The organism is Duganella sp. 1411, assembly GCF_017833525.1.
In the GTDB taxonomy this organism is placed as follows: domain Bacteria; phylum Pseudomonadota; class Gammaproteobacteria; order Burkholderiales; family Burkholderiaceae_D; genus Rugamonas.
The window spans coordinates 177,900-203,664 of sequence record NZ_JAFICD010000004.1; the positions used below are offsets into that span (position 1 = coordinate 177,900).

21 protein-coding genes are annotated in these 25,765 nt (G+C 68.1%); 10 read left to right on the forward strand and 11 right to left on the reverse strand.

All coding sequences use genetic code 11. From position 1 onward, the window contains the following. The first annotated feature begins 90 nt into the window (after nt 1–90). From JOD97_RS21625 to JOD97_RS21645, 5 genes are all read left to right on the forward strand, one after another. Complete coding sequence (locus tag JOD97_RS21625) at nt 91–2,007, forward strand: PhoX family phosphatase (RefSeq protein WP_209723138.1); 1,917 nt, start codon at nt 91–93, stop codon at nt 2,005–2,007. Nucleotides 2,008–2,368: 361 nt separating this feature from the next. After that, nucleotides 2,369–3,874: an HD domain-containing phosphohydrolase gene (locus JOD97_RS21630; protein ID WP_209723142.1), complete on the forward strand. Its 1,506-nt coding sequence runs from the start codon at nt 2,369–2,371 to the stop codon at nt 3,872–3,874. 193 nt (nt 3,875–4,067) lie between these two features. Further along, nucleotides 4,068–6,542, forward strand: coding sequence for a TonB-dependent siderophore receptor (locus JOD97_RS21635; RefSeq protein WP_209723145.1), 2,475 nt, complete (start codon nt 4,068–4,070; stop codon nt 6,540–6,542). Nucleotides 6,543–6,565: 23 nt separating this feature from the next. Then, nucleotides 6,566–7,501, forward strand: coding sequence for an S-adenosyl-l-methionine hydroxide adenosyltransferase family protein (locus JOD97_RS21640; protein ID WP_209723148.1), 936 nt, complete (start codon nt 6,566–6,568; stop codon nt 7,499–7,501). Then, nucleotides 7,498–7,953: a nuclear transport factor 2 family protein gene (locus JOD97_RS21645; protein ID WP_209723151.1), complete on the forward strand. Its 456-nt coding sequence runs from the start codon at nt 7,498–7,500 to the stop codon at nt 7,951–7,953. Before JOD97_RS21640 ends, JOD97_RS21645 begins: the two co-directional genes overlap by 4 nt. Before the next feature lie 21 nt (nt 7,954–7,974). On the opposite strand, the gene JOD97_RS21650 is transcribed toward JOD97_RS21645, so the two are convergent. Next, on the reverse strand, nt 7,975–8,664 hold the full coding sequence (locus tag JOD97_RS21650; RefSeq protein ID WP_209723153.1) for a hypothetical protein: 690 nt from the start codon (nt 8,662–8,664) through the stop codon (nt 7,975–7,977). Next, complete coding sequence (locus JOD97_RS21655; RefSeq protein ID WP_209723156.1) at nt 8,661–9,071, reverse strand: RusA family crossover junction endodeoxyribonuclease; 411 nt, start codon at nt 9,069–9,071, stop codon at nt 8,661–8,663. The genes JOD97_RS21650 and JOD97_RS21655 overlap by 4 nt, the downstream gene beginning before the upstream one ends. Nucleotides 9,072–9,211: 140 nt before the next feature. On the opposite strand from JOD97_RS21655, the gene JOD97_RS21660 reads away from it, so the two are divergent. Continuing rightward, entirely contained in the window at nt 9,212–10,714 is a 1,503-nt protein-coding gene (locus JOD97_RS21660) for a S41 family peptidase (RefSeq protein WP_209723160.1), read from the forward strand. A 14-nt stretch (nt 10,715–10,728) separates the two neighbouring features. Here the strand turns inward: JOD97_RS21660 and JOD97_RS21665 are convergent, their stop codons facing one another. Beyond that, nucleotides 10,729–11,598 carry an SDR family oxidoreductase gene (locus JOD97_RS21665; protein ID WP_209723162.1) on the reverse strand — a complete coding sequence of 290 codons (870 nt, stop codon included), beginning with the start codon at nt 11,596–11,598 and terminating at the stop codon, nt 10,729–10,731. 102 nt (nt 11,599–11,700) lie between these two features. Between JOD97_RS21665 and JOD97_RS21670 the strand changes: the two genes are divergently transcribed. After that, nucleotides 11,701–12,624: a LysR family transcriptional regulator gene (locus tag JOD97_RS21670; protein ID WP_209723165.1), complete on the forward strand. Its 924-nt coding sequence runs from the start codon at nt 11,701–11,703 to the stop codon at nt 12,622–12,624. On the opposite strand, the gene JOD97_RS21675 is transcribed toward JOD97_RS21670, so the two are convergent. From JOD97_RS21675 to JOD97_RS21690, 4 genes are all read right to left on the reverse strand, one after another. After that, nucleotides 12,581–14,770 (reverse strand): hybrid sensor histidine kinase/response regulator, encoded by a 2,190-nt coding sequence (locus JOD97_RS21675; RefSeq protein ID WP_209723168.1) that lies wholly within the window; start codon nt 14,768–14,770, stop codon nt 12,581–12,583. The genes JOD97_RS21670 and JOD97_RS21675 overlap by 44 nt on opposite strands. Then, on the reverse strand, nt 14,767–15,126 hold the full coding sequence (locus JOD97_RS21680; RefSeq protein WP_209723171.1) for an Hpt domain-containing protein: 360 nt from the start codon (nt 15,124–15,126) through the stop codon (nt 14,767–14,769). Before JOD97_RS21680 ends, JOD97_RS21675 begins: the two co-directional genes overlap by 4 nt. Beyond that, on the reverse strand, nt 15,123–16,766 hold the full coding sequence (locus JOD97_RS21685; protein WP_209723174.1) for an ATP-binding protein: 1,644 nt from the start codon (nt 16,764–16,766) through the stop codon (nt 15,123–15,125). Before JOD97_RS21685 ends, JOD97_RS21680 begins: the two co-directional genes overlap by 4 nt. An 82-nt stretch (nt 16,767–16,848) precedes the next feature. Continuing rightward, on the reverse strand, nt 16,849–17,487 hold the full coding sequence (locus tag JOD97_RS21690; protein WP_209723177.1) for a response regulator: 639 nt from the start codon (nt 17,485–17,487) through the stop codon (nt 16,849–16,851). Between the two features lie 173 nt (nt 17,488–17,660). On the opposite strand from JOD97_RS21690, the gene JOD97_RS21695 reads away from it, so the two are divergent. After that, on the forward strand, nt 17,661–18,725 hold the full coding sequence (locus JOD97_RS21695; protein WP_209723181.1) for an HD domain-containing phosphohydrolase: 1,065 nt from the start codon (nt 17,661–17,663) through the stop codon (nt 18,723–18,725). Then, nucleotides 18,722–19,000, forward strand: a complete 279-nt coding sequence (locus tag JOD97_RS21700; RefSeq protein ID WP_209723185.1) for a transcriptional regulator — start codon at nt 18,722–18,724, stop codon at nt 18,998–19,000. Before JOD97_RS21695 ends, JOD97_RS21700 begins: the two co-directional genes overlap by 4 nt. Here JOD97_RS21700 and JOD97_RS21705 read toward each other — a convergent pair. From JOD97_RS21705 to JOD97_RS21715, 3 genes are all read right to left on the reverse strand, one after another. Further along, nucleotides 18,987–20,930: a GAF domain-containing sensor histidine kinase gene (locus JOD97_RS21705; protein ID WP_209723189.1), complete on the reverse strand. Its 1,944-nt coding sequence runs from the start codon at nt 20,928–20,930 to the stop codon at nt 18,987–18,989. The two genes, JOD97_RS21700 and JOD97_RS21705, sit on opposite strands and share 14 nt — an antisense overlap. Nucleotides 20,931–21,031: 101 nt before the next feature. Beyond that, entirely contained in the window at nt 21,032–21,532 is a 501-nt protein-coding gene (locus tag JOD97_RS21710) for a hypothetical protein (protein ID WP_209723192.1), read from the reverse strand. A gap of 175 nt (nt 21,533–21,707) precedes the next feature. Continuing rightward, entirely contained in the window at nt 21,708–21,965 is a 258-nt protein-coding gene (locus JOD97_RS21715) for a hypothetical protein (RefSeq protein WP_209723195.1), read from the reverse strand. Nucleotides 21,966–22,226: 261 nt separating this feature from the next. On the opposite strand from JOD97_RS21715, the gene JOD97_RS21720 reads away from it, so the two are divergent. Continuing rightward, a complete protein-coding gene (locus JOD97_RS21720; RefSeq protein ID WP_209723198.1) occupies nt 22,227–22,628 on the forward strand; it encodes a hypothetical protein in 402 nt (133 codons plus the stop codon). A 13-nt stretch (nt 22,629–22,641) separates the two neighbouring features. On the opposite strand, the gene JOD97_RS21725 is transcribed toward JOD97_RS21720, so the two are convergent. Continuing rightward, nucleotides 22,642–25,695, reverse strand: coding sequence for a CHASE domain-containing protein (locus JOD97_RS21725; protein ID WP_209723201.1), 3,054 nt, complete (start codon nt 25,693–25,695; stop codon nt 22,642–22,644). Nucleotides 25,696–25,765: the final 70 nt, after the last annotated feature.

Below are 25,765 nucleotides of genomic sequence, written 5' to 3' on the forward strand. Positions count from 1 at the left end.
ATTGCGCCCGTCGAGGCAACGCCGCCGCCTCGTATGATGCCGCGCCGCCGCCGGCACATGGAATGGCCCATATTAATAACAGGATTTATCATGACCGAGTCCCTCGATCTGTCCCGCCGCCGCCTGGTTCAACTGCTGACCGGCGCGCCGCTGCTGCCGCTGGCCGGCGGCAGCCTGGCCGCCACCCTGCTGACCGCCTGCGGCGGCAGCGACGCCGCCGCGCCGGCGCCCAAGCTGATGTCCGTCACCTTCACCGGCATGGCCGCGCCGACCCTGGCCGAGCCGGCCAAGATGGCCACCACCACGGTCGCCTCGTCGCTCAGCGCCACCTACTCCGACGGCAAGACGCAATCGTACACGCTGGCCTACCAGCCGTTCTTCATCACCGGCGCCATGGTCGCCAACGGCAGCGGCGGCACGGTGCTGGCCGGCGGCTACTACGACATCAACAACAAGCCCATCCTCGACAAGACCGACGCCGCCCAGCGCCAGTTCTTCTCCGACTGCCCGGACGGCACCTCGCTGCTCAAGCTCGACGCGCCGACCGTCGCCGGCGTCAAGGGCAACACCGTGTTCGCCGTCGTCCAGTTCGAATACACGACCCGCAACGTCAAGGGCGACTCGATGTACGGCATGCTGCCGTCGCCGATCGCCGTGCTGACGCTGGACCAGGACAAGACCACCGGCGCGCTGACCTTGGTGAAATACCACAACGTCAACACCAGCGGCGTCAACGGCCTGTGGATCACCTGCGGCGCCAGCCGCTCGCCGTGGAACACCCACCTGTCGAGCGAGGAGTACGAGCCGGACGCCAGCGCCATCGCCACCAACACCCAGTTCGCCAACTTCAGCACCAACCTGTACGGCGACGCCACCAAGGCCAACCCCTACCACTACGGCCATATGCCGGAGATCACCGTCAACCCGGACGGCACCGGCAGCGTCAAGAAGCACTACTGCATGGGCCGCATCTCGCACGAGCTGGTGCAGGTCATGCCCGACGAGCGCACCGCGCTGATGGGCGACGACGCCACCAACGGCGGCCTGTTCATGTTCGTCGCCGACCAGGCGCGCGACCTGTCGAGCGGCACCCTGTACGTCGCCAAATGGCTGCAGAAAACCGCCGACAACGGCGGCTCGGCCGACCTCAAATGGATCAAGCTGGGCAAGGCCACCAGCGCCGAGATCAAGGCCTTGGCCGACACCCTCAAGGCGGCCGACATCCTGTCGGTCAAGACCACCGACCCGGCCGACGCCAGCTACACCAAGATCCCGTTCAGCGGCAAGACCAACTGGATCAAGATCGCCCCCGGCATGGAAAAAGCGGCCGCCTTCCTGGAGACCCACCGCTACGCCGCGTTCAAGGGCGGCAGCCTGGGCTTCACCAAGATGGAAGGCACCACCGTCAACGCCAAGGACAAGATCGCCTACAGCGCGATGAGCTACATCCAGCCGGCCATGACCAACGGCTCGGGCGGCATCGCGGTCAAGGGCCCGAACGCCGGCGCCGTCTACGCGCTGAACCTGAAGGCCGGCCAGGTCGACGACACCGGCGCGGCCATCAACAGCGAATGGGTGCCGGTCGACATGGCCGCCATGCTGGTGGGCGAGGACCTGCCGGCGGCCGACGCGCTGGGCAACCTGGCCAATCCGGACAAGATCGCCAATCCGGACAACATCAAGTTCTCGGAAAAGCTGCGCACCCTGTTCATCGGCGAGGACAGCGCCCTGCACGTGAATAACTTCCTGTGGGCGTACAACGTCGACAGCAAGACCTTGACGCGGGTGCTGTCGGCGCCGTCGGGGGCGGAGTCGACCGGTTTGCACGCGGTGGACGACATCAACGGCTTCGCCTACATCATGAGCAACTTCCAGCACCCGGGCGACTGGGAGGCGGCGCTGCATGGCAAGGTGCAAGCGACGCTGGACCCGCTGATCCGCGCCAACTACCGCGACCGCTACGGCGCCGCGGTGGGTTACCTGACCGGCTTGCCGACGTTGGGCTAACGAAGGTCACCTCGGAAACACGTAGGGCGGATTAGCGCAGCGTAATCCGCCATGCATGCGCGCCAGCGGCTCGAAGATGGCGGATTACGGCGTTCCGCCTAATCCGCCCTACGTGATTCCACGATATACCCCTGCCCCCTCCCCCTCCCCGCATTAAAATCTTTCACGCCGCCGTAGCAATATTATCCAAATCAAAGTATTGTTCAGCTCATACGTAGTGTTACGTAAAATTAACACAACGCCGTCCCGCCCCGTAGTGTTGTGCAAAGCAACAGGAATTTTTATTGCCTGTTGTTAATGGCGTGGGAGACGACTACAATCAAAAATTAATCCATCGCGTCATTTAGCGGAACGTCCTCTTATGTCCTTTTTGTCATCTGCTGCGCCCAAGTTAGCACCGTGGAAAGTTCTGTTGGTCGACGACGAACCGGACATCCATGACATCACCAAGCTGACCTTGAGCCGCTTCCGGCTCGACGGCCGCGCCCTGACCTTCGTGCACGCCTATAGCGGCGCCGAGGCCAAGGAGGTGCTGGCGCGCGAAACCGACATCGCGCTGGTGTTCCTCGACGTGGTGATGGAAAAGGAGGACAGCGGCCTCGAAGTGGCGCGCTGGATGCGCCAGGACCTCGACAACCAGTTCACCCGCATCGTGCTGCGCACCGGCCAGCCCGGCCAGGCGCCCGAGGAGCGCGTGATCGTCAACTACGACATCAACGACTACAAAGAGAAGACCGAGCTCGATCGCACCAAGCTGTTCACGACGACGTTTGCCGCGCTGCGCGCCTACCGCGACATCATGAAGGTCGAGGACGCGCGCCGCGCCCAGGCCAACTACCGCGAAGGCCTCGAGCGCGTCATCGCCGCCTCGGCCCACATCTTCCAGCAACGCAACCTGAAAGACTTCGCCAACGGCCTGCTGCAGCAGGTGGTGGCGCTGCTGCGCCTCGAGCACAGCATGCTGCTGCGCCTGCGCGGCGCCACCGCGTTCGGCGGCGAGCAAGATTACGAGGTGCTGGCGCAGATCGGCGACGACGACGGCACCTTGCTCAGCGAGGCCGTGCTGGCCCAGCTCGACGTCGCCAAGAGCAACAAGATCTCGCGCGTCGAGGGCGACACCTACATCGGCTACTTCCCCAACAACAGCGGCAAGGCCTCGCTGCTGATCCTCAAGGGCGTCGAGGAGATCTCGGAGATCGACACCAAGCTGCTGGAAGTGTTCTGCTCCGGCGTCGCCATCGCCTTCGACAACATCCTGCTGACGCAGGAGATCACCGACACCCAGGCCGAGCTGATCCTGCGCCTGGGCGACGTCGTCGAATCGCGCTCGAACGAGGCGGGCAACCACGTGCGCCGCATGGCCGAGGTGTGCCACCTGCTGGCCACCGCCGCCGGCCTGCCGGAGGACGAGACGGCCGTGCTGCGCCACGCCGCGCCGATGCACGACATCGGCAAGATCGCCACGCCGGACGCGGTGCTGCTCAAGCCGGGCAAGCTCGACGCGGCCGAATGGGAGATCATGAAGCAGCACCCGGAGGTCGGCCTGTCGATCCTGGACGGCTCGCAGCGGCCGATCCTCAAGGCGGCGGCCGTCATCGCCCACCAGCACCACGAAAAGTTCGACGGCAGCGGCTACCCGCAGGGGCTCAAGGGCCACGACATCCACCTGTACGCGCGCATCGTCGCCGTCGCCGACGTGTTCGACGCCCTGATGCACAAGCGCTGCTACAAGGACGCCTGGCCGATCGACAAGGTGGTCGAACACCTGCGCGAAGTGGCCGGCCAGCACCTCGACCCGGTGTATGTGGACCTGCTGGTGCAAAATATCGACCAGGCCATCGCCATCAACGAGCGCTTCCCCGATTAAACCCAGCACCGCCAGCCTTTGGCGATACGCATGCGTCATCGCTTTGGGGTCGTACCCCATGGGGTACGACCCCGCTTGGCCGTGCGGGTTTGCCCATGCGTGAAGATAAAATAAGCATATTCGCAATCGATTGTTGTTAGAACGAATTACTTGCTCGTAAGATACTGGTCCAGAACCAAGCAAGGAATTCCACATGCCGCGCCACACCCTCCCCCCATTGCCGCTGCGCCGCGGCGTCATCGCCGCCGCATTGCTGCTCGCCGCGCTGCCCGCCGCCCGCGCGCAGCAGGCCGCCGCCGGCGAGAGCGCCGCCATCGACCAGGTCACCGTGGTCGGCTCGCGCGCCCGCAACCGCACCGTGTTCGACAGCGCCGTGCCGATCGACCGCTTCGGCCAGCGCGAGGTGGAAAACGCCCTCGCCAGCGGCGACCTCGGCGCCGCGCTGCAAAACCTGTCGCCGTCGATCAATTTCCCGCGCATCGAATCGAGCGGCGCCTCGGACTCGGTGCGCGGCATCCAGCTGCGCGGCCTGGCGCCCGACCAGGTGCTGGTGCTGATCAACGGCAAACGCCGCCACGCCAGCGCCGTGCTCGACACCGAAAGCAGCTTCGCCGGCACCGTGCCGGTCGACGTCAACGCCATTCCGCCCGGCGCCATCGACCACATCGAAATCCTGCGCGACGGCGCCGGCGCCCAATACGGCAGCGACGCCGTGGCCGGCGTCATCAACATCGTGCTGAAGAAGGCGCGCAGCGGCGGCTCGGCCGCGGTCAGCTACGGCGCCAACCACACCGACTTCAAACCGACCAACGACACCAAGACCGACGGCCAGACGAAAATCGTCAGCGCCGATTACGGCGTGCCGGTCGGCGACGCCGGCTTCGTGCGCTTCGGCGCCGAAACGCGCGACCGCAACCCGACCAACCGCGCCGGCCGCAGCGACGCCGGCTGGACCTCGTGGAACGCGACCCCGCAAGACCTGGCGCTCGACGGCCAGGTGGTGTTCAAATCCGGCGACTCGCAACAAAAGAACCACTACCTGTTCTACAACGCGCTGGTGCCGCTGGCGGCCGGCGTGGACGCCTACTCGTTCGCCACCGTCAACCGGCGCAAGTCCGACGGCAGCGCCTACTTCCGCTACCCGGGCGACCCGTCCAACGTGGCATCGATCTACCCCAACGGCTACCGCCCCAGCACCCGGGGCGACATGACCGACACCAGCGTCGTCGCCGGCCTCCGCCTGGCCGGCGGCGCCTGGAACTGGGACCTGAGCGCGCGCCACGGCGGCAACAAGTTCGAGTACGACCTGTCCAACTCGGTCAACGCCTCGCTGGGCGACGCCAGCCCGACCAGCTTCCACCTGGCCACCTTCGACTTCAAACAGAACGCCGTCAACGCCGACGTCACGCGCGAACTGGACCTCGGCATCGGCGCGCCGGTCAACCTGGCGCTGGGCGCCGAATACATGCGCGAAACCTATCGCAGCTCGCCGGGCGACCCGGCCTCGTACGCCGCCGGCCCGGTCACCGGCGCGCCGCCGGGCGCCCAGGCCGGCCCCGGCCTGCGCCCGCAAGATGTGTTCGACGGCAGCCGCGCGATCCGCTCGGTGTACGCCGACATCGAAAGCGACATCACCAGCCGCCTGCTGCTGGGCGCCGCCGCCCGCTATTCGGACTACAGCGACTTCGGCAACGCCAGCACCGGCAAGCTGTCGGCGCGCTATAAGCTGAGCGACGGTTTCCTGCTGCGCGGATCGCTGTCGAACAGCTTCCGCGCGCCGGCACTGGTGCAAACCGGCTTCCGCTTCTCGACCTTGAACTTCAACGCCGACGGCAGCGCGCTGCAAACGGCGTCGCTGCTGCCGGCCAGCGACCCGCTGGCGCGTGCCTTCGGCGCCGAGGCGCTCAAGCCCGAGAAGTCGACCAACCTGTCGCTCGGCGCGGCATGGCGTCCACGGCGCGACACCAGCGTCACCGTCGACGCCTACCGCATCAAGATCCGCGACCGCATCACCCGCACCAGCGACCTGCAAAGCGACGCCGCCAGCGCCTACCTGGCCGGCATCGGCCGCGGCGACATTCAATCGGTGGCCTACCTGGCCAACCTGCTCGACACCCGCACCACCGGCCTCGACGCGGTGGTCAACCACGAGCTGCCGTTCGCCGGCGGCAAGCTCGATCTGAACGCCGCGCTCAACCTGAACAAGACCCGCATCGACCAGGCGCGCCAGAGTTCGGCCGCGCTGGCGCGCATCGACCCGGAGCTGACCTTGTTGACCGACATGAGCCTGTTCCGCGTCCGCAACGCCTCGCCCAAGAGCAAGCTGGTGCTGAGCGCCGACTGGCAGGCCGCGCAATGGAGCCTGCAGGCCAAGGCCACGCGCTTCGGTCCGTTGAAGGATTTCTCGTACGACCGGGATGCCGAGCTCATCGACGGCGTCCACGCCCAGCGCTTCGGCGCCGTCTGGACGGTGGACCTGGAGGCGCAATACAAGCTGACCAAACAACTGACCCTGGCCGTCGGCGGCGACAACATCCTCGACCGCTACCCGCAGCGCGTGCGCCAGACCGACAACGCCACCTATGGCGGCGCGCTGCCGTACAACTTTATTAATCCGATCGGCCTCAACGGCGCCTATTTCTACGGCCGCCTACGCTACACTTTCTAAGCTCAAAATCTTTCAGGAAAAACATGAAGCTCTCCAAACTGCTTGCCACCGTCTGCCTCGGCACCTTGCTGACGGCCCAGGCCTATGCCGTTAGCCCGACCTCCGCCGACGCCAAAAACGCGCTGGTGTTGATGTCCGACTTCGGCACCTCCGACGGCGCCGTCTCGGCGATGCACGGCGTCGCCTACGGGGTCGACCCGACCTTGCACGTCTCGGACCTGACCCACAACATCCCCGACTACGACATCTGGCTCGGCGGCTACCGCCTGTACCAGACCGCCAACTACTGGCCCAAGGGCAGCGTGTTCGTCTCGGTGATCGACCCCGGCGTCGGCACGGCCCGCAAATCGGTGGTGCTCAAGACCCGGGAAGGCCGCTACTTCGTCGGCCCCGACAACGGCCAGTTCACCCTGATCGCCGAGCGCGACGGCGTCGCCGAGCTGCGCGAAATCGATGAGAAGGTCAACCGCCTGGCCGGCTCGGGCGAGTCGTACACCTTCCACGGCCGCGACGTCTACGCCTACGTCGGCGCGCGCCTGGCCTCGGGCGCCATCACCTTCGAGCAGGTCGGCCCCGTGCTGCCGAGCGAATCGGTGGTCAAGATCGCGTACCAGAAGGCGGTGCGCAACGGCGCCACCATCCGCGGCATCATCCCGGTGCTGGACGTCAAATACGGCAACGTCTGGACCAACATCCCGAAATCGCTGTTCGACGAACTGAAAGTGGGCCTGCATGAACAGGTGCAAGTGCGCATCCTGCACAACGGCAAACAGGTCGACAAGGTGATCGCCCCGTTCGAGCACACCTTCGGCGGCGTCGCCAAGGGCAAGCCGCTGGTCTACCTCAACAGCCTGCTGGACGTGGCCGTGGCGATCAGCCAGGGCAACTACGCCGCCAAGCACAAGATCGAATCGGGCGTGGACTGGGAAGTGGAAATCACCAAGGTGCCGGCGAAATGAAAGCGGGCGTGCTGGGCCTCGGCTGGGCGCTGTCGGCCGGCGCGCTGGCCGCCCCCTGCCTGCCGGCGGCCGACCTGATCGAGCGCGACCGGCAGTACGAGGAAGCGCTGCGGGTCGGCGACGTCGCCTTCCTCGACCGCTGGCTGGCGGACGACTACGTCTGGGTCCACAACCTGGCCTCGCAAACCGAAGACAAGGCGGCGGTGTTGGCGCGCTCGAAGCAGCCCGCCGTCGTGCACAAATCGCGCACCACGGGCGACGTTCACGCCCACGTCAGCGGCGACACGGTGGTGCTGCGCGGCCTGAGCACGGTCGAACAATGGAACGCCGACGGCAAGACCTGGCGCGCCAACCGCTACCAGTTCATGCGCACCTACGTCAACGTCGGCGGCCAGTGCAAGCTGCTGTCGGTGCAAACGATGAAGGTGTGGTCGAGTCCGGCCGGCGAATAATCGTTGGATGACGAGGCGGCGTCAAGCCTCGACGCGTAGCGCGGCCTCGGGCGCCGCCACCGGCGCGATCCGATCGATCGTCCGCTGAACCATTTGCCGGAGCTGCTGACAATCTTCAAGCGCCACCACGGCGTCACTACCGTTCGCAACTCTACTGCGAAGCACCATCAACGCGCGCCCTTCTTCGCATTCCGCGTTGGAAATCAAACCGTTGGATTCCGCCCGGACCAGGCGCTCGTAGTCGGCATCGCCATCCCGTTCAAAGCCTTCCTGAATGGCTAGCAGCCTTAACGCAGCGATGTAGACAACCCACAACCTGGACAGAACAACCGGCCGGAGTTGGGGATCACCAGATAGCAGATCGATTTCGCGTAAATGCCGGCGCAGCCCATCGACATCGAGATCGCTTAACACACCGGATGTATTCACTTCCGTGTCCACGTGCGGCACGGTTATACCGGTTAATTTCCAGCCGGCGTGGTGCTGGATCTCGGCTACCATCCGCCAGAATGCATCAACGTCCCTGGCACCTTCCAACTTTACGTCGAAGAGCAAGTGTTCATCATCTTTGATGGCCAGCATCTCCGGTCTGTAGTTCCCCAAGAACGAGGGAATCAACGCCGCCGACGGCTCGAGTATGACCGTGTAGCCAAGCCGCCTATATTCTTCAGCAAGTTCTTGCAAAGCACGAACTTCTTGACCGGTTTTCATTTCACCTCCTCGGCAAGTTCGCGCGAGTCGGAAATTGCGACATAAACGCAGGCTTGCCCCATGTCGATAGCATGTGCCAACTTCGCTGGCAAACCATCCTTGTCGCATTTTACATCCGCAAACCGCATATGGGCCGACACGTCCCGTATCATGGAATCGTCAGCATAGATTAATGTGCATAACGCATCCTGCACGGGTTTGACGAAATTATTGATGTCACCGGGCCGTTCAACATCATATAGATAAACCATGGTGAATCTTAGCGGATAATTCATCAATGGTCGTGCCGGCCATTCGAGCCTTGCACGACCATAAATATAGTCGCTCCATGCTCTTCGCTGCGAAGCATCCTTTGTCTGGTGCGACACCGGACGGCGCGGCAAGACAAAGTCCACGATGAGTGGCATGCTGCTTTCCTCGTTTGGTCCTTGGATAGGACTGATAGTCTGTCATCGCCAGACGCACCGCGAGTGATGTGCATCAAGTGCGAATCACAGCTCGCAAAAACCCAAAGGGCTTTCACGGCTTTGGAAACTGACTCGAGGAAATGAGTTACTATCTTACCAACTCAACTTTGCCGACGTCGCCGTTCATGACCGCCAACAAAAAGCCTCGCCTCCACATCCTTCCCCTGGCGTTCGCCGCCGTTGCGGCGCCTTGCTTCGCCGCCACCGACTGGAGCGCCATCGCCCAGGCCGACATGAAGTTCGCCATCGAGAAAGTGCGGAGCGGCCACGCCGGCAGCGTCAGCGGGCAGATCGATGTCACCGCGCCGCTGGAGGCCGGGGCCCGCGCCGGCATGCTGGAAGCGGCCGACGCCAAGACCGAGCAGGACTACAACCGCGCGCTGGTGCGCTTCATCAACGGCTTCGGCGACCCGCACACCGGCATCCAGCTCAAGCTGCCGACCAGGGCCTGGACCGGCGTCGTGCTCGACCACATCGACGGCAAGTTCCGCGTGATCTGGTCGGAACCGAACTGGCCGCAACCGCTGCCGCCGCGCGGCGCCATCGTGCAGAGCTGCGACAACGTCTGGATCGGCACCTACCTCAAAAGCAATGTCGCCCCGTTCAGCAATCACAGCCTGGAGTACGACACCACGCCCAGCGACCTGGCGCGCAAAGCGATGTTCGACATCGGCCTCGGCTGGACGCCGAAGCAATGCGTGTTCCAGGTCGACGGCGGCGCCCGCCAGTACCAGCTGCCGCTGCGCGCGGTGGCCGACGGCATCGGCGAGGCGCGCATCGACGCGGTGCGCAACCGCTACCAGGCCAAGGCCAAGCCGGTCGGTCTGTACCGGCTGGCGGCCGACAAGCAATGGGTCGGCATGCCCGACTTTAACGGCGGCATTTCCGGCGACGCCTACACCGCGCTCTATCCGCAGCTGGCCGCGCTGAAGCACAGCGGCTGGATCATCTTCGACCTGCGCGGCAACGGCGGCGGCGATTCCAGCTGGGGCAACCGCGCGCTGCAGGCGTTGTACGGCGCGGCTTACGGCGAAGAGTTGGGCAACACGGCGACCTACGTCAAGTCGGTGATCGCCAACCAGCCCACCATCGACCTGTTCCGGCGGTATGCCGGCCTGCCGCAGTTCGCCGCGTCCAAGGCGGAATTCGAAGGCGTCGCCGGCAAGCTGGAGGCGGCGTTGGCCAAGGGCGAGGCGCTGGCGCCGGTCGACTACGCCAGCAGGGAGGACGCCAGCGCGCTCGCCGCCAAGGTGAGCCGGCGGCCCGGCGGTCCGCGCGTGGCGGCCGTCATCGACCGCGGCTGCTTCAGCTCCTGCATGAATTTCGTGCAGCAGATCTCGTCGATGTCCGACACGGTGATTCTGGGCGAGCCGACCATCGGCTACTCGCCCTACGGCGAGGGCAGCCAGTACAAGCTGCCCAGCGGCAGGGGCGCGATCACGGTGCCGTCGGCGATCTACACCGCGTTCCAGGCCACCCGCGAACCGTTCGCGCCGACCATGCGCTACGACGGCAACATGGCCGACGACGACCAGCTGATGGCGTGGGTCGACGCCACGCTGACGCGGCTGTCGGCCCACTAGCCTTCCCCGGAGCGTCAAGCCGCCGGGGCGATGCCGACCGCGAAATCGCGATACGAGCGCAGCGGGCGGCCCAGCAGCTTGGTCAGGCGCTCGACGTCGCCAACCTCCGGGATCATGCCGTCGCTGACATAGCGCTCGGCCATCAGGCGCATTTCGTAGGCCATCCACTTCGGCATGAAGGTGGCCAGGTTCTGCTCGAACGCGCCCGGGTCGTCGCCGCCGTAGACCACCGGTTTGCCCAGCACGTCCGACCAGATCGCGGCCACGTCGGCGCCGGTCAGCGTATCGGGGCCGACCAGGTTGATGGTCTGGAGCGGCAGCTTGCCCGGCGCCTGGTCGCGGCGGATCAGCTCAATCGCCGCGACCTCGGCGATGTCGCGGGCGTCGACCATGGCGACACCCTTGCCGCCGATCGGCATCGGATAGACACCGTGGTTGAAGATGACGTCCTTGATCATGTGCTCGTTGTCGATGAAGTAGGACGGACGCAAGATCGTCGCGCTAAAGCCCATCTGCTCGATCATCCGCTCGGCGCCCAGCTTGACCGCGAAGTGCGGCACATTCACGAAGCGGTCGCTGTGCAACACCGACAGGTAGACCAGCCGCTCGACGCCCGATTCGCGGGCGATGTTCAGCGTGACGAGCGCCTGGCTGAATTCATCGCCCGCCACCGCGTTGAGCAGAAACAGCGTGTCGATGCCCTGGAAGGCGGCGCGCAGCGAGTCGATGTCGAGCAGGTCGCCTTTGACGACCTCCACGCCCGCCGGAAAGTCAGCCTTCGCGGGGTCGCGCAAGAGGACCCGGACGCTGGCGCCACGTTGGACGAGTTGCCGGACAACCTGGCTGCCGACACGGCCGGTGGCGCCTGTAACGAGAATAGTCATGATATTTTTCCTTGGTGAGTTAAAAGACAGGTTCATGTTAGCGGTCCCGTGTATGATCCGATAGACGTCAAATCGAGACGTCCCGTCTCACTGGTGGAACACATGGACCTACTCGCACTCACCGATTTCAATCTGGTCGCCCGCCACGGCGGGTTCGGAAAGGCCGCGCGCGCCGCCGGACGCCCCAAGGCCACCTTATCGCGCCGGGTGGCCGAACTGGAGAGCAGCCTCGGCCTGCGTTTGCTCGAACGCGGGGCCGGTTCGCTCAAGCTGACCGAGGAAGGCCGGGCGCTGTATGAGCGCACGTGGGCGCTGCTGGCCGAGGTGGACGAGACGGCGGCGGCGATCGCCTCGGGCGGCGACAAACCGCAAGGCAGGTTGCGCGTCAGCGCGCCGCTGCTGTTTTCGCAGGCGGCGATGGGCAAGCTGGCAGCCGGCTTCGCGGTCAAATATCCCGACGTCCGGCTGGAGGTGACGACCGAGGACCGCCCGGTCGACATGGTCGACGAAGGTTATGACGTGGTGATCCGGGTCAATCCAGACCCGGATGAAAGTTTGGTCGGACGCATCTTTCTGCGCGATCGGCTGGTCGTCGTGGCGCATTCGGCTTTGCCACGGCCGGACGGCCAGTCACCTGTGCCGGCCATCGCGCGCGGCGCGGGCGACCGGATGGGCACGTGGAACGTCACCACCCCGACAGGGAAATCCGGGATCGCCGTCGACACCGTGCTGCGCTTGTCGTCGCACTTCATGGTGCGCGACGCGGTCCGGCTGGGCGTCGGTGCCGCGCGCCTGCCATTGTCCCTCGTGACGCATGACCTGGCCAGCGGCGCGCTGGTGGCGTGGGGCGGGATCGACGGCCCCGACATCGCGCTGTGGGCGCTGTATCCGTCGCGGCGCTTACTGAGCGCCCGCGTGGCCGCCTTCCTCGGCTATTTAAGGGAAGCCTTTCCCGAGGGAACACCGGACGAGCTGGCCGCGTTCATGTCCAGCGGCCTATCATCTCGCGGAAATCCAGCGCCGTAAAGGGCTTGCTCAGATAATCGTCCATGCCCGCGTCCAGGCAGCGCTGGCGGTCGCCGTCGACCGCGCTGGCCGTCAGCGCGATCACCGGCACCCGCGGCCAGCCGTGCCGCGCCTCGGCCGCGCGCAGCCGCACGCATGCCTCGTAGCCGTTCATGACCGGCATCATGCAGTCCATCAGCACCAGGTCGTAGCGGCGCCGCGCCAGCGCGTCGAGCGCCTGCTGCCCGTCCACCGCCAGCTCGGCGCGCCAACCCATCTTGGCCAGCAGCACGCACACCAGCTGCCGGTTCATTTCATTGTCGTCGGCCACCAGCGCGGTGCGCGCGGCACCGCCGTCTTCCGCCACCACCGGCACGGCCGGCACGGCCGGCACGGCCGGCGGCGCGGCCAGCGCAGCCGGCGCGGCCGGCGGCGCGGCCAGCGGCGCGGTCAGCTCGACCGTGAAACGGCTGCCGGCGCCGGGCGCGCTCACGCACGTGATGGTGCCGCCCATCAGCCCGATCAAACGCTTGCAGATGGCCAGGCCCAGGCCGGTGCCGCCGTAGCGCCCGCTGATGGTCTCGTCGGCCTGGGAAAACGGCTCGAACAAGCGCCGCTGCTGCGCCGCGTCCATGCCGATGCCCTGGTCGGTGACGGAGTAGCGCAGGCGCCACAGGCCGGTCGCTTGCGGATCGACGTCGACCTCGTAGTCGAGCGCGATGACCCCGGCATCGGCGAACTTGATCGCGTTGCTCAGCAGATTACCCAGCACCTGGCGCAGCCGCGCGGCGTCGCCGCCCACCCAGCGCGGCCCGTCGGCGCTGCGCAGCGCCAGTTGCAGGCCCTTGCGCGCGGCCGCGGTCTGGAACAGCGCGGCCACCTGGGCCGGCTGCGCCGCCGGGTCGAACGGCTGGTGCTCGAGCGTCATGTGGCCGGACTCGATCTTGGAGAAATCGAGCACGTCGTTGATCAGGTGGGTCAGCTCGAGCACGGCGCCGTGGACGCTGCGCGCGTAGCCGCGCTGCACCGGATCGAGCCCGCTGTCGAGCAGCAGCTCGGACATGCCGGCGATGCCGCCCATCGGCGTGCGGATCTCATGGCTCATCATGGCCAGGAAGCGCGACTTGGCCTCGCTGGCGGCGTTCGCCTCGCGCTGCAGCCGCTGCGCCAGCGCGGCGTCGCGCTGGCGCCGGGCCATCAGCCGCGCCACCATCCAGAACGCGCACAACAAGCCCAGCAGGCCGACCAGCGCCACCGCGCCCAGCAGGCGCAGGCTGCGCCACCAGCCCGCCAGCCAGACGTCCTCGGTGATGGTGGCGTTGATGATGAGCGGATAGTCGCGCACCCGCCGCACCGCCCCCATGCGCGACACCGGGCGCATGTCGTCGGCCGCGCGCGGGCCGCGCGTGAGCCGCACACCGTGGTCGAGGCCGGCCGAGATGACGGCGTAGGTGTTGCCGCTGAGGACCTGGCGGCCCATCAGCGCGTCCACGTGCGGCCAGCGCGCCAGCAGCGTGAAGTCGGCGCGGTACAGCGCGATGGCGGCGTCCTCGCCCAGCCGCATGTCCTTGAAGTAGCGGGTCAGGAAATCGGCCGACATGCCCACCAGCGCCACGCCGGCGAAGCTGCCGTCGGCGTGCTGCAGGCGCCGGCTCAGATAAAAGGTCCAGTTGCCGTTGCCCTTGTTGCGCACCGGCTTGCTCAGGAACGGCGCGTCGCCCGGCGTGTCGCGGTGGTGGATGAAATAGTCGCGCTCGGCCAGGTTGATCGGCGGCGCCGGGAAGCGGCGCGTGAAGTTGAGCACGGCGCCGTCGGCGCCGACCACGCTGACCACGTCGATGTGCGGCAGCGCGCTGATCTGGTCCTTGAGCGACTGGAACAGCGCCGCCCCGCGCAGCGCCGCCGGGCCGCCGGCGGCGGCCGTCTGCGCCGCCTCGGCCGCGCCGTCGAGCACCTGGTAGCCGGAGGCGAAGCTTTGCGCGGTGCTCTCGGCCAGCACCAGCGACAAGGTGTCGAGGTTGCGCCGCCAGTCGTCGATCTCGTGCCCGCGCAGCACCCAGCCGGCGCCGGCCGTCGTCAGCGCCAGCAACAGCGCCAGCGCGGCGCCGATCGCCACCAGCGCGCGTTCGCGCCACAGGCGCGCGGCGCGGGCGCGCCAGGGGTTCACGCGCCGTCCCCGTGGTAGTGGCGCCGGCTGTGCGCCACCTCGGCCAGCGCCGGCGCGCACGCCGCCGCCAGCGGCGCGGCCGGCGGCAGCGGCGCGCCGGCGCCGGCGGCCCGTTCGCACGCCAGCAACAGCGCGCTGAGCGCGTCGGCGCCGACCAGCTGCGCCATGCCCTTGAGCGCGTGGGCGGCCGCGCCGGCGGCCGGCGCCGCCCCCTGCGCCAGCGCCGCCTCGAGCCGCGCCAGCAACGGCGGCGCGTGCTCGACGAAGGTCTGCGCCAGCGCCGCGTAGGCGTCGCGGTCGGCGCCGCAGGCGCGCCACAGCACGCCCGGATCGATGTGCCGGTAGCGCGCGCTCATGGCGCCACCGGCACGTCCAGCGTGAACACGGCGCCGCCGCCGGGGCGCGCGTCGACGCCCAGCGTGGCGCCCATCAGCGCGGCCAGCTCGGCGGCGATGGCCAGGCCCAGGCCGCCGCCCTGCTTGGCGCGCGAGGCCGACTCGTCGGCCTGGGCGAACTTTTCAAAGATGCGCCGGCGCTGCGCCGGCGGCACCCCCGGGCCGCTGTCGCTGACGGCGCAGCGCAGCGCGCCGGCCCGGCCCGGGCCCAGCGTGAGCCGCACCGCGCCGGCCGGCGTGGCCTCGACCGCGTTGCGCAGCAGGATGTCGAGCACGCGCGCCAGCTTGGCGCGGTCGCAGCGCCAGCGCGCCGGCGTGCCCGGCTCGCACACCGCGTCCAGCGCCAGCCCCTTGGCGGCGGCCGCCGCGCGCTGCCCGGCCAGCGCCTGCGCGCACAGCTCGGCGGTCGATGCGTCGCGCAGCGCCAGCGTCTCGCGCCCCGCTTCGAGCGCGCTCAGTTCCAGCACCGCCTCGACCAGCGCCAGCAGGCGCTCGCCGCAGCCGTGGATGGTGCGCGCGAAGCCGCCGGCGCGGCCCTCGCCCAGCTCCAGCCGCAGCAGCTCGGCGTAGCCGAGGATGCCGTTGAGCGGGGTGCGCAGCTCGTGCGACATGTTGGCCAGGAAGCGCGACTTGGCCAGGTTGGCCGCCACCGCGCGCGCGCGGCTGTCGATCAGGCGCCCGGCCAGCGCCCACAGGCCGGCGCTAAACAGCAGCACCGCGGCGGTGGCCGCTGCGGCCAGCGCCAGCGCGCGCGCGCGGTGGCCGGCCTGGCGCGCCAGCCGATCCTCGATGTCGATGCCGACCAGCGCGTACAACGCAAAGCGCTCGAGCTTTTTGAACGCGTACACGCGCTGCCGGCCGTCGACCGGCCCGGCCTCGGTGAGCACGCCGTCGGCGCGCGCGCGCATGGCCGCGAACAGCGCGCTGCCGCCGATGTCCTGGCCCAGGCTCTGGTCGGCGCCGACGCGGCGCACCCGCATCACGCCGTCGGCGCCCACCAGCGCCACCGAGCCGTGGCGGCCGACGTCGATGTCGCGGTACAGGCGGGTGAAGTATTGCGGGTCCATCGACACCACCACCACGCCGCCGAAGCCGCCGTCGGCGCGGCTGATGCGGCGCGTCAGCTGCAGCGACCACTTGCCCGAGACCCGCCCCAGCACCGGGCGGCTGATGTACAGCGCCCCGCTGTCGTCGTGCTGGTGCACGCGGAAATGCTCGCGGTCGCCCAGGTTGACCGGCTTGAACGGCAGCGACGACAGGCGCAGGTCGCCGCGCTCGTCGGCAATGCTGAACTGGTGGTAGATGTCCGACGGCCCCAGGCCCTCGCGCAGTTCGCGCACGATGTCGAGCCGCGCGCCCTCGCCGTTGTAGCGGTGGCGCAGGAAGATGACGGCCTGGTCGGCCGCCTCCAGCGTGCGCGTGGCGTGCTCGCCGAACAGCAGCACCAGCGCGCGGGCGTCGCGCTCGGCGTCGTCGAGTTGCAGCCTCCGGCCTTCGCTGAGCTGGATCACGGTCAGCGTCCAGACCGCGCCGATGAGCAGCAGCGCGAAGCTGGCCAGCAGCCAGCGCACGTCCCACCTCGAGCCATTCCCGCCGCGCATCGCACCTCCCGTGATGTTGCCGGTCAGCAAAAAAAACCGGCCATCCCATGCTGCCTCAGCCCGCCATAATTGTCAAATTTAATTAATTCGTTGCGTCCTGGCTACGCACCAGCTGGGCGCAGCACGCCTTCATGTAGCCGCGCAGCTCGTCGTAGTTGACCGGCTTGGCGAAAAACACCACGCCGTCCGGCACGCCGCCGCGGCGCGCCAGGTCCGCCTCCGGCAGGCCCGACAGCATGGCGATCTGCATGCGCGCCAGCTGCGGATCGGCCAGGATGGTCTTGACCACCTCGTAGCCGTCGATGCCGTCCATGACGATGTCGGCCAACAGGATGTGCGGCTGGCTGCGGGCGATCGCCATCAGCGCCTGGTAGCCGTTTTCGCAAAAAATCAGGTGCAGCGGCAATTGCCAGGCGGCGAACTGGCGTTGGTACAGCTCCCGCTGCATCGGATTGTCCTCCACCACCAGCACCGTGGCCACGCGCCCGGCGGGGCCGCCGCGCGCCGGCGCCGCCGCCCCGGACGCCGGCCCCGGCGGCGCCTCCTTGTAGCGCAGCACGGCGCGCATCGGGATGCGGCGGTGGCCGCCGCGGGTCTTCCACGCCTCGATCACGCCGGCCTCGACCAGCTGTTGCACGGAGGATACAGAAATACCCAGCAATTCTGCCGCGCGCTGGGTGGTGCACACCTCGTCCTCGATGGCGTCGCTGCGCTTCGTCATGCCGCTCCCAATAATATCAAATAAATCGAATAAAACATATTTACTAAATTCAACAAATAATTCTATAATTCAACCATGCCGCGCCCGGTCGACTCCATTATGCCCGAGCCGCGGCGGCGACAGTGATTTTGACAAATTTATCGCGGCCGGCACGGCCGCCCTTGGAGGGCAACATGCACATCCTGATCATCGACGACGACGCGGCCAACCTGGACCTGTTCGGCCACATGCTCGAAATGCTGGACGACTGCGCGGTCACCGGCCTGCGCGACGCGCGCGAGGCGCTGTCCTGGTGCGCCGCCCACGCCCCCGACGTGGTGGTGGTCGATTATATGATGCCGGGAATGGACGGCCTGGAGTTCCTGCGCCAGTTCCGCATGCTGCCGGGAAAATTGCAAACGCCGCTGGTGATGGTCACGGCCGACACCCAGTCGCGCGTGCGGCACGAGGCGCTGCGCCTGAGCGCCAACGATTTCCTCACCAAGCCGGTCAACTTCGTCGAGCTCAACGCCCGCGTCGGCAACCTGCTGGCGCTGCGCCGCGCCCAGCTGGAGCTGGCCGGCCACGCCGCCCGCCTGGCCGACGAGGTGCGCCTGGCCACCGCCGTCATCGCCGCGCGCGAACGCGAGGCGATCTTCCGGCTGGCGCGCGCGGCCGAATTCCACAGCCCGGAAACCGGCACCCACCTGCTGCGCATGGCCGCCTACGCCGAGCTGGTGGCGCGCAACCTCGGGCTGGACCCGGCCCAGTGCGAGCTGATCCGCACGGCCGCGCCGCTGCACGACATCGGCAAGCTCGGCGTGCCCGAGGCCATCCTGCAAAAGCCCGGCCCGCTCGACGAGCGCGAGCGCGCCGCCATGCGCGAGCACGCCGGCATCGGCGCCGACATCCTGGCCGGCAGCGACTCGCCGCTGCTGCAGGCCGGCGCCGTCATCGCCGCCAGCCACCACGAGCGCTGGGACGGCGGCGGCTACCCGCTCGGCCTGGCCGGCGCCGCCATCCCGCTGCTCGGGCGCATCGTCGCCGTGGCCGACGTGTTCGACGCGCTGACCTCGCGCCGCGCCTACAAGCAGGCGTGGGACGCGGACGCGGCGCGCGCGGCGATGCGGGAAGAGTCGGGGCGACATTTCGACCCGGCCTGTGTCGACGCGCTGTTCCGCGACGGCGCCGCGCTGGCGGCGATCCACCAGCATTACGCCCAACCCGAAGTGCTGCTCAATTTTGCGGAGGCCGCATGAAATCCCCGACCATCCCCCTGACCGGCGCCGCCGGCCGCCACCCGCACCGTTTGCTGGACGCGCTGCTCGAGCGCATGGGATTGCGCAACGACGCCAGCCTGGCGCGCGCGCTGTCGGTGTCGGCGCCGTCGCTCAGCAAGGTGCGCCGCGGCCGGGTCGCCGTCAGCGCCGACCTGATCCTGCGCATCCACGAGGTCGGCGGCATGCCGGTGCGCGAACTGCGCGCGCTGCTGGCCGGGGCGCCGGCCGGCGGCGGCGCGGTCAGCGGCGCTTGACCTTGGGGAAGCGCAGCTTGTAGTGCAGGCCCATGCCCGGCGCGCTGGCGACCTTGATGGTGCCGCCCAGCGCGCCCGTCACCAGGTTGAACAGGATGTGCGCGCCCAGCCCGCTGCCGCCCGAACCGCGCTTGGTGGTGAAGAACGGGTCGAACAGCTGCGCCAAGGTGCTGGTGTCCATGCCGGCGCCGTCGTCGCTGTATTCGAACACGACGAAATCGCCGTCGAGCTTGCCGCTGATCTTGATCTTGCCCGACTGCCCGTCCTCGAAGCCGTGCACCAGCGAGTTCATCACCATGTTGGTGACGATCTGCGACACCGCGCCGGGGAAGCTGGCCATCTCGATGCGCTCCTCGCAATCGATGTCGACGGCGATCGGCTTGCCCTTGAGCTTGGGCTGCAGCGACAGCAGCACCTCGTCGAGGTACTTGCGCAGGTTGAAGCTGCGGATGTCGTCGGACGACTGGTCCACCGCCACCTGCTTGAAGCTGCGCACCAGCGCCGCCGCCCGCTGCGTGTTGGTGGTCATGATGCGCAGCGACTGGTCGACGATGTCGAGGAACTGGTTCAAGCCGTCCTCGTCGAGCGCGCCGGCCGCCAGGTCCTCGCGCGTGAGCTTGAGCTCCTCCACCAGATGGCTGGTGGCCGTCACGCAAATGCCCAGCGGCGTGTTGATCTCGTGCGCCACGCCGGCCACCAGCCGCCCCAGCGAGGCCAGCTTCTCCTGCCGCACCAGCTCGCCCTGCGCCGCCTTCAGCGACGCCAGCGCGCTCTCCAGCGCCGCGTTCTGCTCCTCGAGCGCGTCCTTGGCGCGGCGGATCTCGCGCTCGGCCTGCAGGCGCGCGATCGCCACGGCCACGTGGCTGGCCATGAAGGCGAGGATGTCGAGGTCGGCCTGGGTGTAGAGCACGGCGGCGTCGTAGCTCTGCACGACGATCACGCCGTAGGCCTGGTCGCCCAGCAGCATCGGCGCGCCCATCCAGCTGGCGATGTCGACGTTGCCCAGCGGCCGGGCGACGTCGCCGCCGGCCACCAGCGCGTCCAGGCCGGCCTTGTCGAGCAACGCGGCCTGCTTGCGCCGCAGAATATACGACGACATGCCGATGCCGAAATCGAAGCGCTTGACCGGCGCCTGGTCATCCTTTTCATCGACAAAATACGGCACGCTGATGTCCCCGGTGTCCGGATGGTAGATCGCGATCAGGAAGTTACGCGCCGGCACCAGCTCGCTGATGATCTCGTGCAGCCGCGTGTTGAGCTCGTTGCCGCCGGTGGTGGTGGCCGACAGGTTGGCCAGCTCGTACAGCGCGCGCTGGATGGCCTCGGCGCGGCGCCGCTCGGCCACCTCGTGCGCCAGCAGCGCGGTGCGCTCCTGCACCGCGCGCTCGAGCCGGTCCATGCTCTGCAGGCCGCGCAGCGCGCTCGAGACGTGGTTGGCGATCAGCGCGAACAGCGCCTGGTCCTCCTGGCTGAAGGTGTGCTGCTTGTCGTAGCTCTGAATGACGATCGCGCCCAGCACCTGGTGGTTCTGGTCCAGCAGCGGGCAACCCATCCAGTGCTCGGCGATGGTGCCGATGCCGAAGTCGGCGTTGTCCGCGCGCTTGGACACGTGCTCGGCGGCCGTCATCACCAATGGCTTGCCGCTGGTGATGACGGCCGCCGTCGGCGACTCGCCCCGCTTGAGCTCGAACAATTCGTCGCCGCTGGGCGGCGCGTCGACCTCGTCGACGTAATACACGAAGCGGACCTGGTTGACCGGCCCCTCGTGGTCGCTCAGCGCGACGAAGAAATTGGCCGCGTACATGATGCGGCCCAGCGCCGCATGGACGGCCTGCAAGAACTCGCTGATATCGGTGCAGGTGCTCGATTTCTGTCCGATTTCGAGCAACATTGTCTGAACGGCTTCAAGACGGGTGAGACGACTTTCCATCAGGTTTCCTAAGTGGGATAGATGCACATAGGAAATACTATCAGGTCGACGGCCCCCAAGGCCAGCGCTTATCGCAGAAAGCAACGACCGTTGGCGCCCCGTCACGGCTTTTTGTAACCTTTTTCGATCCACGCCGCAGCGCTCGTCACGCTCAGCTTGAACGTCGGCGGCACCCGCACCTGGGCGATCTGCTCGCCGTAGGGGTCGAACGCGGTCAAGGTGGCGTAGGCGTCGTCCTCGTCGGGCACGATGTCGAGCGCCACCTTGACCTGGCCGTCGTCGGTGCTGACGAACACGTTCTTGTGCAACTGCGCGTGCAGTTGCTGCTCGTGGCGGCGGATCACCTCGTTGGCGGTCTTGACCAGCGTGTTGAAGGCGTTGACGTCGAGCGGCTTGGGATTTTTCTTGTCGCGGCCCATGGTCCACGGACCGACCAGCGCCGGTTCCGGCTCGCCGTCCTTGATCATCGCCACGGCCCAGCCCTCGTCGTCGTCGTTCTTGATCACGCGCGCGGTCCAGCCATTGCCCTGCCACACGCGCGCCTCCTGGATCGGGGCGTCGTCGTCGGGCTGTTGGTCGGTGTCGGAATAGTCGTTGCTCATGCTTATGCTCGGGTTGAATTGGAGTCGGGGGTGGAATCATAAGCGGCCCGCACCCGAACAACAATAGCAACTCGACATGCCTGCGCGATCCGGCCGCGCCAACGCCGGCGCCGCCCTCGAAGGAGCGGTGCCGGAAACGGGTACGGCGGGAGATCGGAAACGGTTCAGCGGACGGTCAGCAGGCCGCCAGGCACGACATGCACGGCCGTGGCGGCGGCATGATCGGCGGCCGCGGCGGCGTGATGCGCGGATCGATGGCCGGCTCCGGCTTCTGGTAGCTGAACGGCGTGATGATGATCGGCGGTATGGTCGGCGGCGCCGATGGTGGGCCCTTGGGGCCGCCATCCGAGCGTTGCCGCGCGCTGCGTTGGCGCGGGGTGCGATTCAGGACCGAAGGTAGCGATTGACCCTCGCTTATTGCAAGCCATGCCATGGTAAAACCCTCCGTGCGCAAGTCAGGTTATCAGTATAGGCGGGGATATCTTTAAATCAAGGAACAAAGGGGCGTTTGTTTCCCGATCGGCCACGGGTTTGGACGCCCGCCGGGATTCCGCTCGGCGCCGCCGCAAGTCATTCCATACCGCAAATCCGCCGCTCTGTCGCAATCCGATGGCCGGCGCCGGGGCGCGCCGGTACAGTTCGACCATGCCAAAGCAAACGGCAAGCGAACAACGGATAACCAAGGGATCGAATCATGAACAGCAAAACCAGCAACACCAAAAAAGTGGTACTCGGCGTCTTCGTCCTGCTGCTGGCGGCATCGGTGTGCCAGGCCGTCTTCGGCGACGGCATGACCGTCAACGTCGACGGCGACGAGATCGGCGGCCCGTTCGGCGCGCTGCTCGGCATCGTGCTGGGGGCCGGCGGCATGCTGATCGCGGCGCTGGCCATGACGTGCGCGGCGGTGTTCGTCGGCCTGGTGTTCGCCGGCGTCGGCATCGTCCTGGTCAGCGCGCTGGTGCTGGCCGGCGTGCTGCTGGCGGCGGCCATCTCGCCGCTGCTGCTGCCGCTGCTGATCCCGATCGGCCTGTACTGGTACTTGACGGCGCGCGCGCGCAAGCAGCGCCTGCGCGCCACGATGGAACACGCGGTCTAAATACACTCCCCTTTCAACCGGAAGCGGCCGGGACCTGAACTCCCGGCCGATCCGCCTCGACATCGATCAGCACCACCCGGTTGCGCCCGCCGCGCTTGGCGGTGTACAAGGCCTGATCGGCGCGCACCAGCGCCGCGTCGCCGCCCGGCTGGGCGCCGCCCATGACCGCGATGCCGATGCTCACCGTCACCGTCAACTGCGCGCCGTCGTCGAGCCGCATCGGCGTGTCGGCGATGCGCTGGCGCAGGCGGTCGGCGAACACGGCGGCCTTGCCCAGGGTCGCGCCCGGCAGCAGGATCGCGAACTCCTCGCCGCCGATGCGCCCGCGCATGTCGATCTTGCGCTGGTCCTCCCGCATCAATTCGCTCAACTGGCGCAGCACGGCGTCGCCGGCGGCGTGGCCGTATTCATCGTTGATGCGCTTGAAGTGGTCCAGGTCCAGCAGCAGCACCGCGGTGCAGGCGCCGATGTCGCGCTGCAGCCGCTCCTGCTCCTCGGCCAGGCGGTTCATGAACTCGCGCCGGTTCGGCAGCCCGGTGAGGAAATCGGTGGTCGCCAGCACGCGCAGCTCGTCGTGCATGCGGCGCTTCTCGGTGGTGTCGAGGGTCGAGACGATGACGAAGTCGAGGCTGTCCGTGTGGCCCGGCATCACCATCAGGGTCAGCTCGTTGAGGCGGGTGACGCCGTCGAGCCGCTCGAAGCTGCCCTCGCACGAGAAGAAGCGCTCGCCGCGCACCAGCGCCGTGACCGCGCGCGCGAAGCTGGGCATGGCCTCGGCGTTGAAATTCTGCGCCAGGCCGATCGCCGCCAGGTCCTTGTGGCCCGGCTCGGCGCCGATCTGGCGCAGCGCGGCGGCGTTGACGTCGAGGATGCGCACCAGCGAGGCCAGGCGCCGCACCTGGCTGGGGTTGGCGCTCAGGTAGCGCTCCATGTCGTCGACGCCGGACTGCGCCAGCTCGGCCAGCGCGGCGCGCAGCGCCGACCAGTCCTGCTCCCACAGCGCCACCGGCGCGTGGTCGTACAGGCTGCGAAAGCGCGCCTCGCCGGCGCGCACCGCCTCGGCCGCCTGCGCCTGCTCGACGGCGATGCCGGCCAGCCGCGCGGCCTGTTCGATCAGCGCGATGTTGGCGATGCTGGGCAGGCGCGCCTCGCGGTGGAACACGGCGAAGGTGCCCAGCACGTTGCCGCCGGCGCCGAAGATCGGATCGGACCAGCACGAGCCCAGCCCCGCCTGCAACGCCAGGTCGCGGTGCTCGGCCCACGACGGCGCGTCGCGCAGATCCTCGATGACCACGCGGCTGGCGGTGCGCACCGCCTCGGCGCAGGCGCCGTGGCGGCTGTGCACCGAGGTGCCGTGCACGGCGGCGCTGAAGAAGGCCGGCAGGCTGGGCGCGGCGGCCACCAGCAGGCGCCCGCCCGTCTCGTCGAGCAGCAACACGCAGCACATCAGGTCCTCGTTGTCGGCCTCGACGCCGCGCACCACGCTCTCGAGGATCGTCCGCAGCGGCGCGCCGGTGGCCAGCAGCTCGAGCACGTGGCGCCGGGTCTGCTCGCTGCGCTCGATGTGGGTGCGCTCGGTGATGTCGCGGAACGACCAGATGCGCGCCGGCTCGCTGCCCAGTTGCAGGCCGCGCGTGTGCTGCTCGATGACCCGGCCGTCGCGCAGGCGCAGCACCTCGTGCTGCGCCTCGACCGGCACACCGCGCTCGACGCCGGGCAGCATCATCTGCTGCAAATCGTCGAGCCGCGGGCCGCCGTCCGGATGGTGCAGCTGCCCGCGCATGTGCCGCATCAGCACGGCCCCGTCGCTTTGCCAGTCGAGGCACTCGGGCACGTTCCACAGCTCGCGGAAGCGGCGGTTGGAGTTGAGCACCGCGCCTTTCAGGTTGTCGACCAGGATGCCGTCGATGGTCGAATCTAGAATGCTGCGCAACATCGCCTGGCTGCGCTGGGCGCTGTCGGCCAGCACCATCAGCGCCGCCTGGCCGTCCTTGAGCTCCCCGGCCAGGATGCGGCTGCGCGCCAGCGCCCGGTGCGCGCGCAGCCGGGCGCGCGTCAGCACCCAGGCCAGCCACGCGCCCAGCGCGCTGAGCGGCACGCCGACGCCGGCGATGGCCAGCGCGCGGTCGGCGCGCGCCGGCTGCGCGGCCGGCAGCGCCGCGATGCGCAGCGTCCAGCGGCGGCCGCCGATGGCGAGCTGCTGCACGCGCGCGCGCGCGGCGCCGGCGCCGGCGGCCGGCGCGCTGTCGTACATGCGCGCCTCCGGCGCCACCCGGTCGCCGTCGTAGATTTCCACGTCCAGCGCGGCGGTGCGGGCGTTGCCCACGCCCGCCATCAGATCGCCGACCCGGATCGGCGCGAACACCCAGCCGGTGATGGCGGCGCGCCGCTCGCTCCAGCTGCCGACCGGCTTGCCGGTGGCGTACAGGGGCAGCAGCATCAGAAAGCCGGGCTGCGGCGGCTGGTCCAGGTCCTGGATCAGGCCCACGCTGCCGCTCATGGCCGGCAGGCCGGAATCGCGCGCCAGCTCGAGCGCGGCGCGGCGCACCGGATCGGCGGCCGAGTCGAAGCCGATCGCGCGCCGGTTGCTGTCGTTGAGCGGCTCCATGTACACGGTCGGCGCGTACCACGCGCGCTGGCCGGGCGGCACGATGTGGTAATGCGGATAGTCGGTGCGCCGCACCAGCGCCTCGTGGGCGTCGCGCTGGCCGGCGTCGACCAGGCGGATGTAGCCGATCGCCTGCACGCCGGGGACCTGGCGGCCCAGGTCTTGGCCGGCCAGATAGGTATGGAATTCGTCGCGGTCGACGTCGAGCGAGCTGTAAAACAGGCCCTGCACGCCGTACAGCACCCGCACGTAGTTTTGCATGCGCTGGTCGAGCTGGTTGACCAGCTCGCGCACGCTGGCGTCGAAGTCGGTCTGCGCCTCCTGCTCGGCGTCGGCGCTGGCGCCGCACCACAACACGGCGGTCAGTCCCAGGCCGCCGGTCAGCACCAGCGCCGGCAGCACGCGCGGCGACAGCAAGTTCTGCACCAGCCGGCGCAAATGAGCCTGAATGTCGGTCATGTCCGATTAACCCGTGACCTGCAACTGGTGGAAGTACGAAATCAAAGATTTGTCCCTGGCTAAGTTGCAT

Excerpts from the sequence above, each read along its gene's own strand:
- JOD97_RS21670 (WP_209723165.1), top strand. The coding sequence starts at position 11,701 with ATGGACCTACTCGCACTCACCGATTTCAATCTGGTCGCCCGCCACGGC.
- JOD97_RS21685 (WP_209723174.1), bottom strand. The coding sequence starts at position 16,766 with ATGCGCGGCGGGAATGGCTCGAGGTGGGACGTGCGCTGGCTGCTGGCC.
- JOD97_RS21630 (WP_209723142.1), top strand. The coding sequence starts at position 2,369 with ATGTCCTTTTTGTCATCTGCTGCGCCCAAGTTAGCACCGTGGAAAGTT.
- JOD97_RS21660 (WP_209723160.1), top strand. The coding sequence starts at position 9,212 with ATGAGTTACTATCTTACCAACTCAACTTTGCCGACGTCGCCGTTCATG.
- JOD97_RS21655 (WP_209723156.1), bottom strand. The coding sequence starts at position 9,071 with ATGCCACTCATCGTGGACTTTGTCTTGCCGCGCCGTCCGGTGTCGCAC.
- JOD97_RS21725 (WP_209723201.1), bottom strand. The coding sequence starts at position 25,695 with ATGACCGACATTCAGGCTCATTTGCGCCGGCTGGTGCAGAACTTGCTG.
- JOD97_RS21710 (WP_209723192.1), bottom strand. The coding sequence starts at position 21,532 with ATGAGCAACGACTATTCCGACACCGACCAACAGCCCGACGACGACGCC.
- JOD97_RS21720 (WP_209723198.1), top strand. The coding sequence starts at position 22,227 with ATGAACAGCAAAACCAGCAACACCAAAAAAGTGGTACTCGGCGTCTTC.
- JOD97_RS21690 (WP_209723177.1), bottom strand. The coding sequence starts at position 17,487 with ATGACGAAGCGCAGCGACGCCATCGAGGACGAGGTGTGCACCACCCAG.
- JOD97_RS21680 (WP_209723171.1), bottom strand. The coding sequence starts at position 15,126 with ATGAGCGCGCGCTACCGGCACATCGATCCGGGCGTGCTGTGGCGCGCC.
- JOD97_RS21695 (WP_209723181.1), top strand. The coding sequence starts at position 17,661 with ATGCACATCCTGATCATCGACGACGACGCGGCCAACCTGGACCTGTTC.
- JOD97_RS21640 (WP_209723148.1), top strand. The coding sequence starts at position 6,566 with ATGAAGCTCTCCAAACTGCTTGCCACCGTCTGCCTCGGCACCTTGCTG.
- JOD97_RS21625 (WP_209723138.1), top strand. The coding sequence starts at position 91 with ATGACCGAGTCCCTCGATCTGTCCCGCCGCCGCCTGGTTCAACTGCTG.
- JOD97_RS21665 (WP_209723162.1), bottom strand. The coding sequence starts at position 11,598 with ATGACTATTCTCGTTACAGGCGCCACCGGCCGTGTCGGCAGCCAGGTT.
- JOD97_RS21700 (WP_209723185.1), top strand. The coding sequence starts at position 18,722 with ATGAAATCCCCGACCATCCCCCTGACCGGCGCCGCCGGCCGCCACCCG.
- JOD97_RS21635 (WP_209723145.1), top strand. The coding sequence starts at position 4,068 with ATGCCGCGCCACACCCTCCCCCCATTGCCGCTGCGCCGCGGCGTCATC.
- JOD97_RS21645 (WP_209723151.1), top strand. The coding sequence starts at position 7,498 with ATGAAAGCGGGCGTGCTGGGCCTCGGCTGGGCGCTGTCGGCCGGCGCG.
- JOD97_RS21650 (WP_209723153.1), bottom strand. The coding sequence starts at position 8,664 with ATGAAAACCGGTCAAGAAGTTCGTGCTTTGCAAGAACTTGCTGAAGAA.
- JOD97_RS21715 (WP_209723195.1), bottom strand. The coding sequence starts at position 21,965 with ATGGCATGGCTTGCAATAAGCGAGGGTCAATCGCTACCTTCGGTCCTG.
- JOD97_RS21705 (WP_209723189.1), bottom strand. The coding sequence starts at position 20,930 with ATGGAAAGTCGTCTCACCCGTCTTGAAGCCGTTCAGACAATGTTGCTC.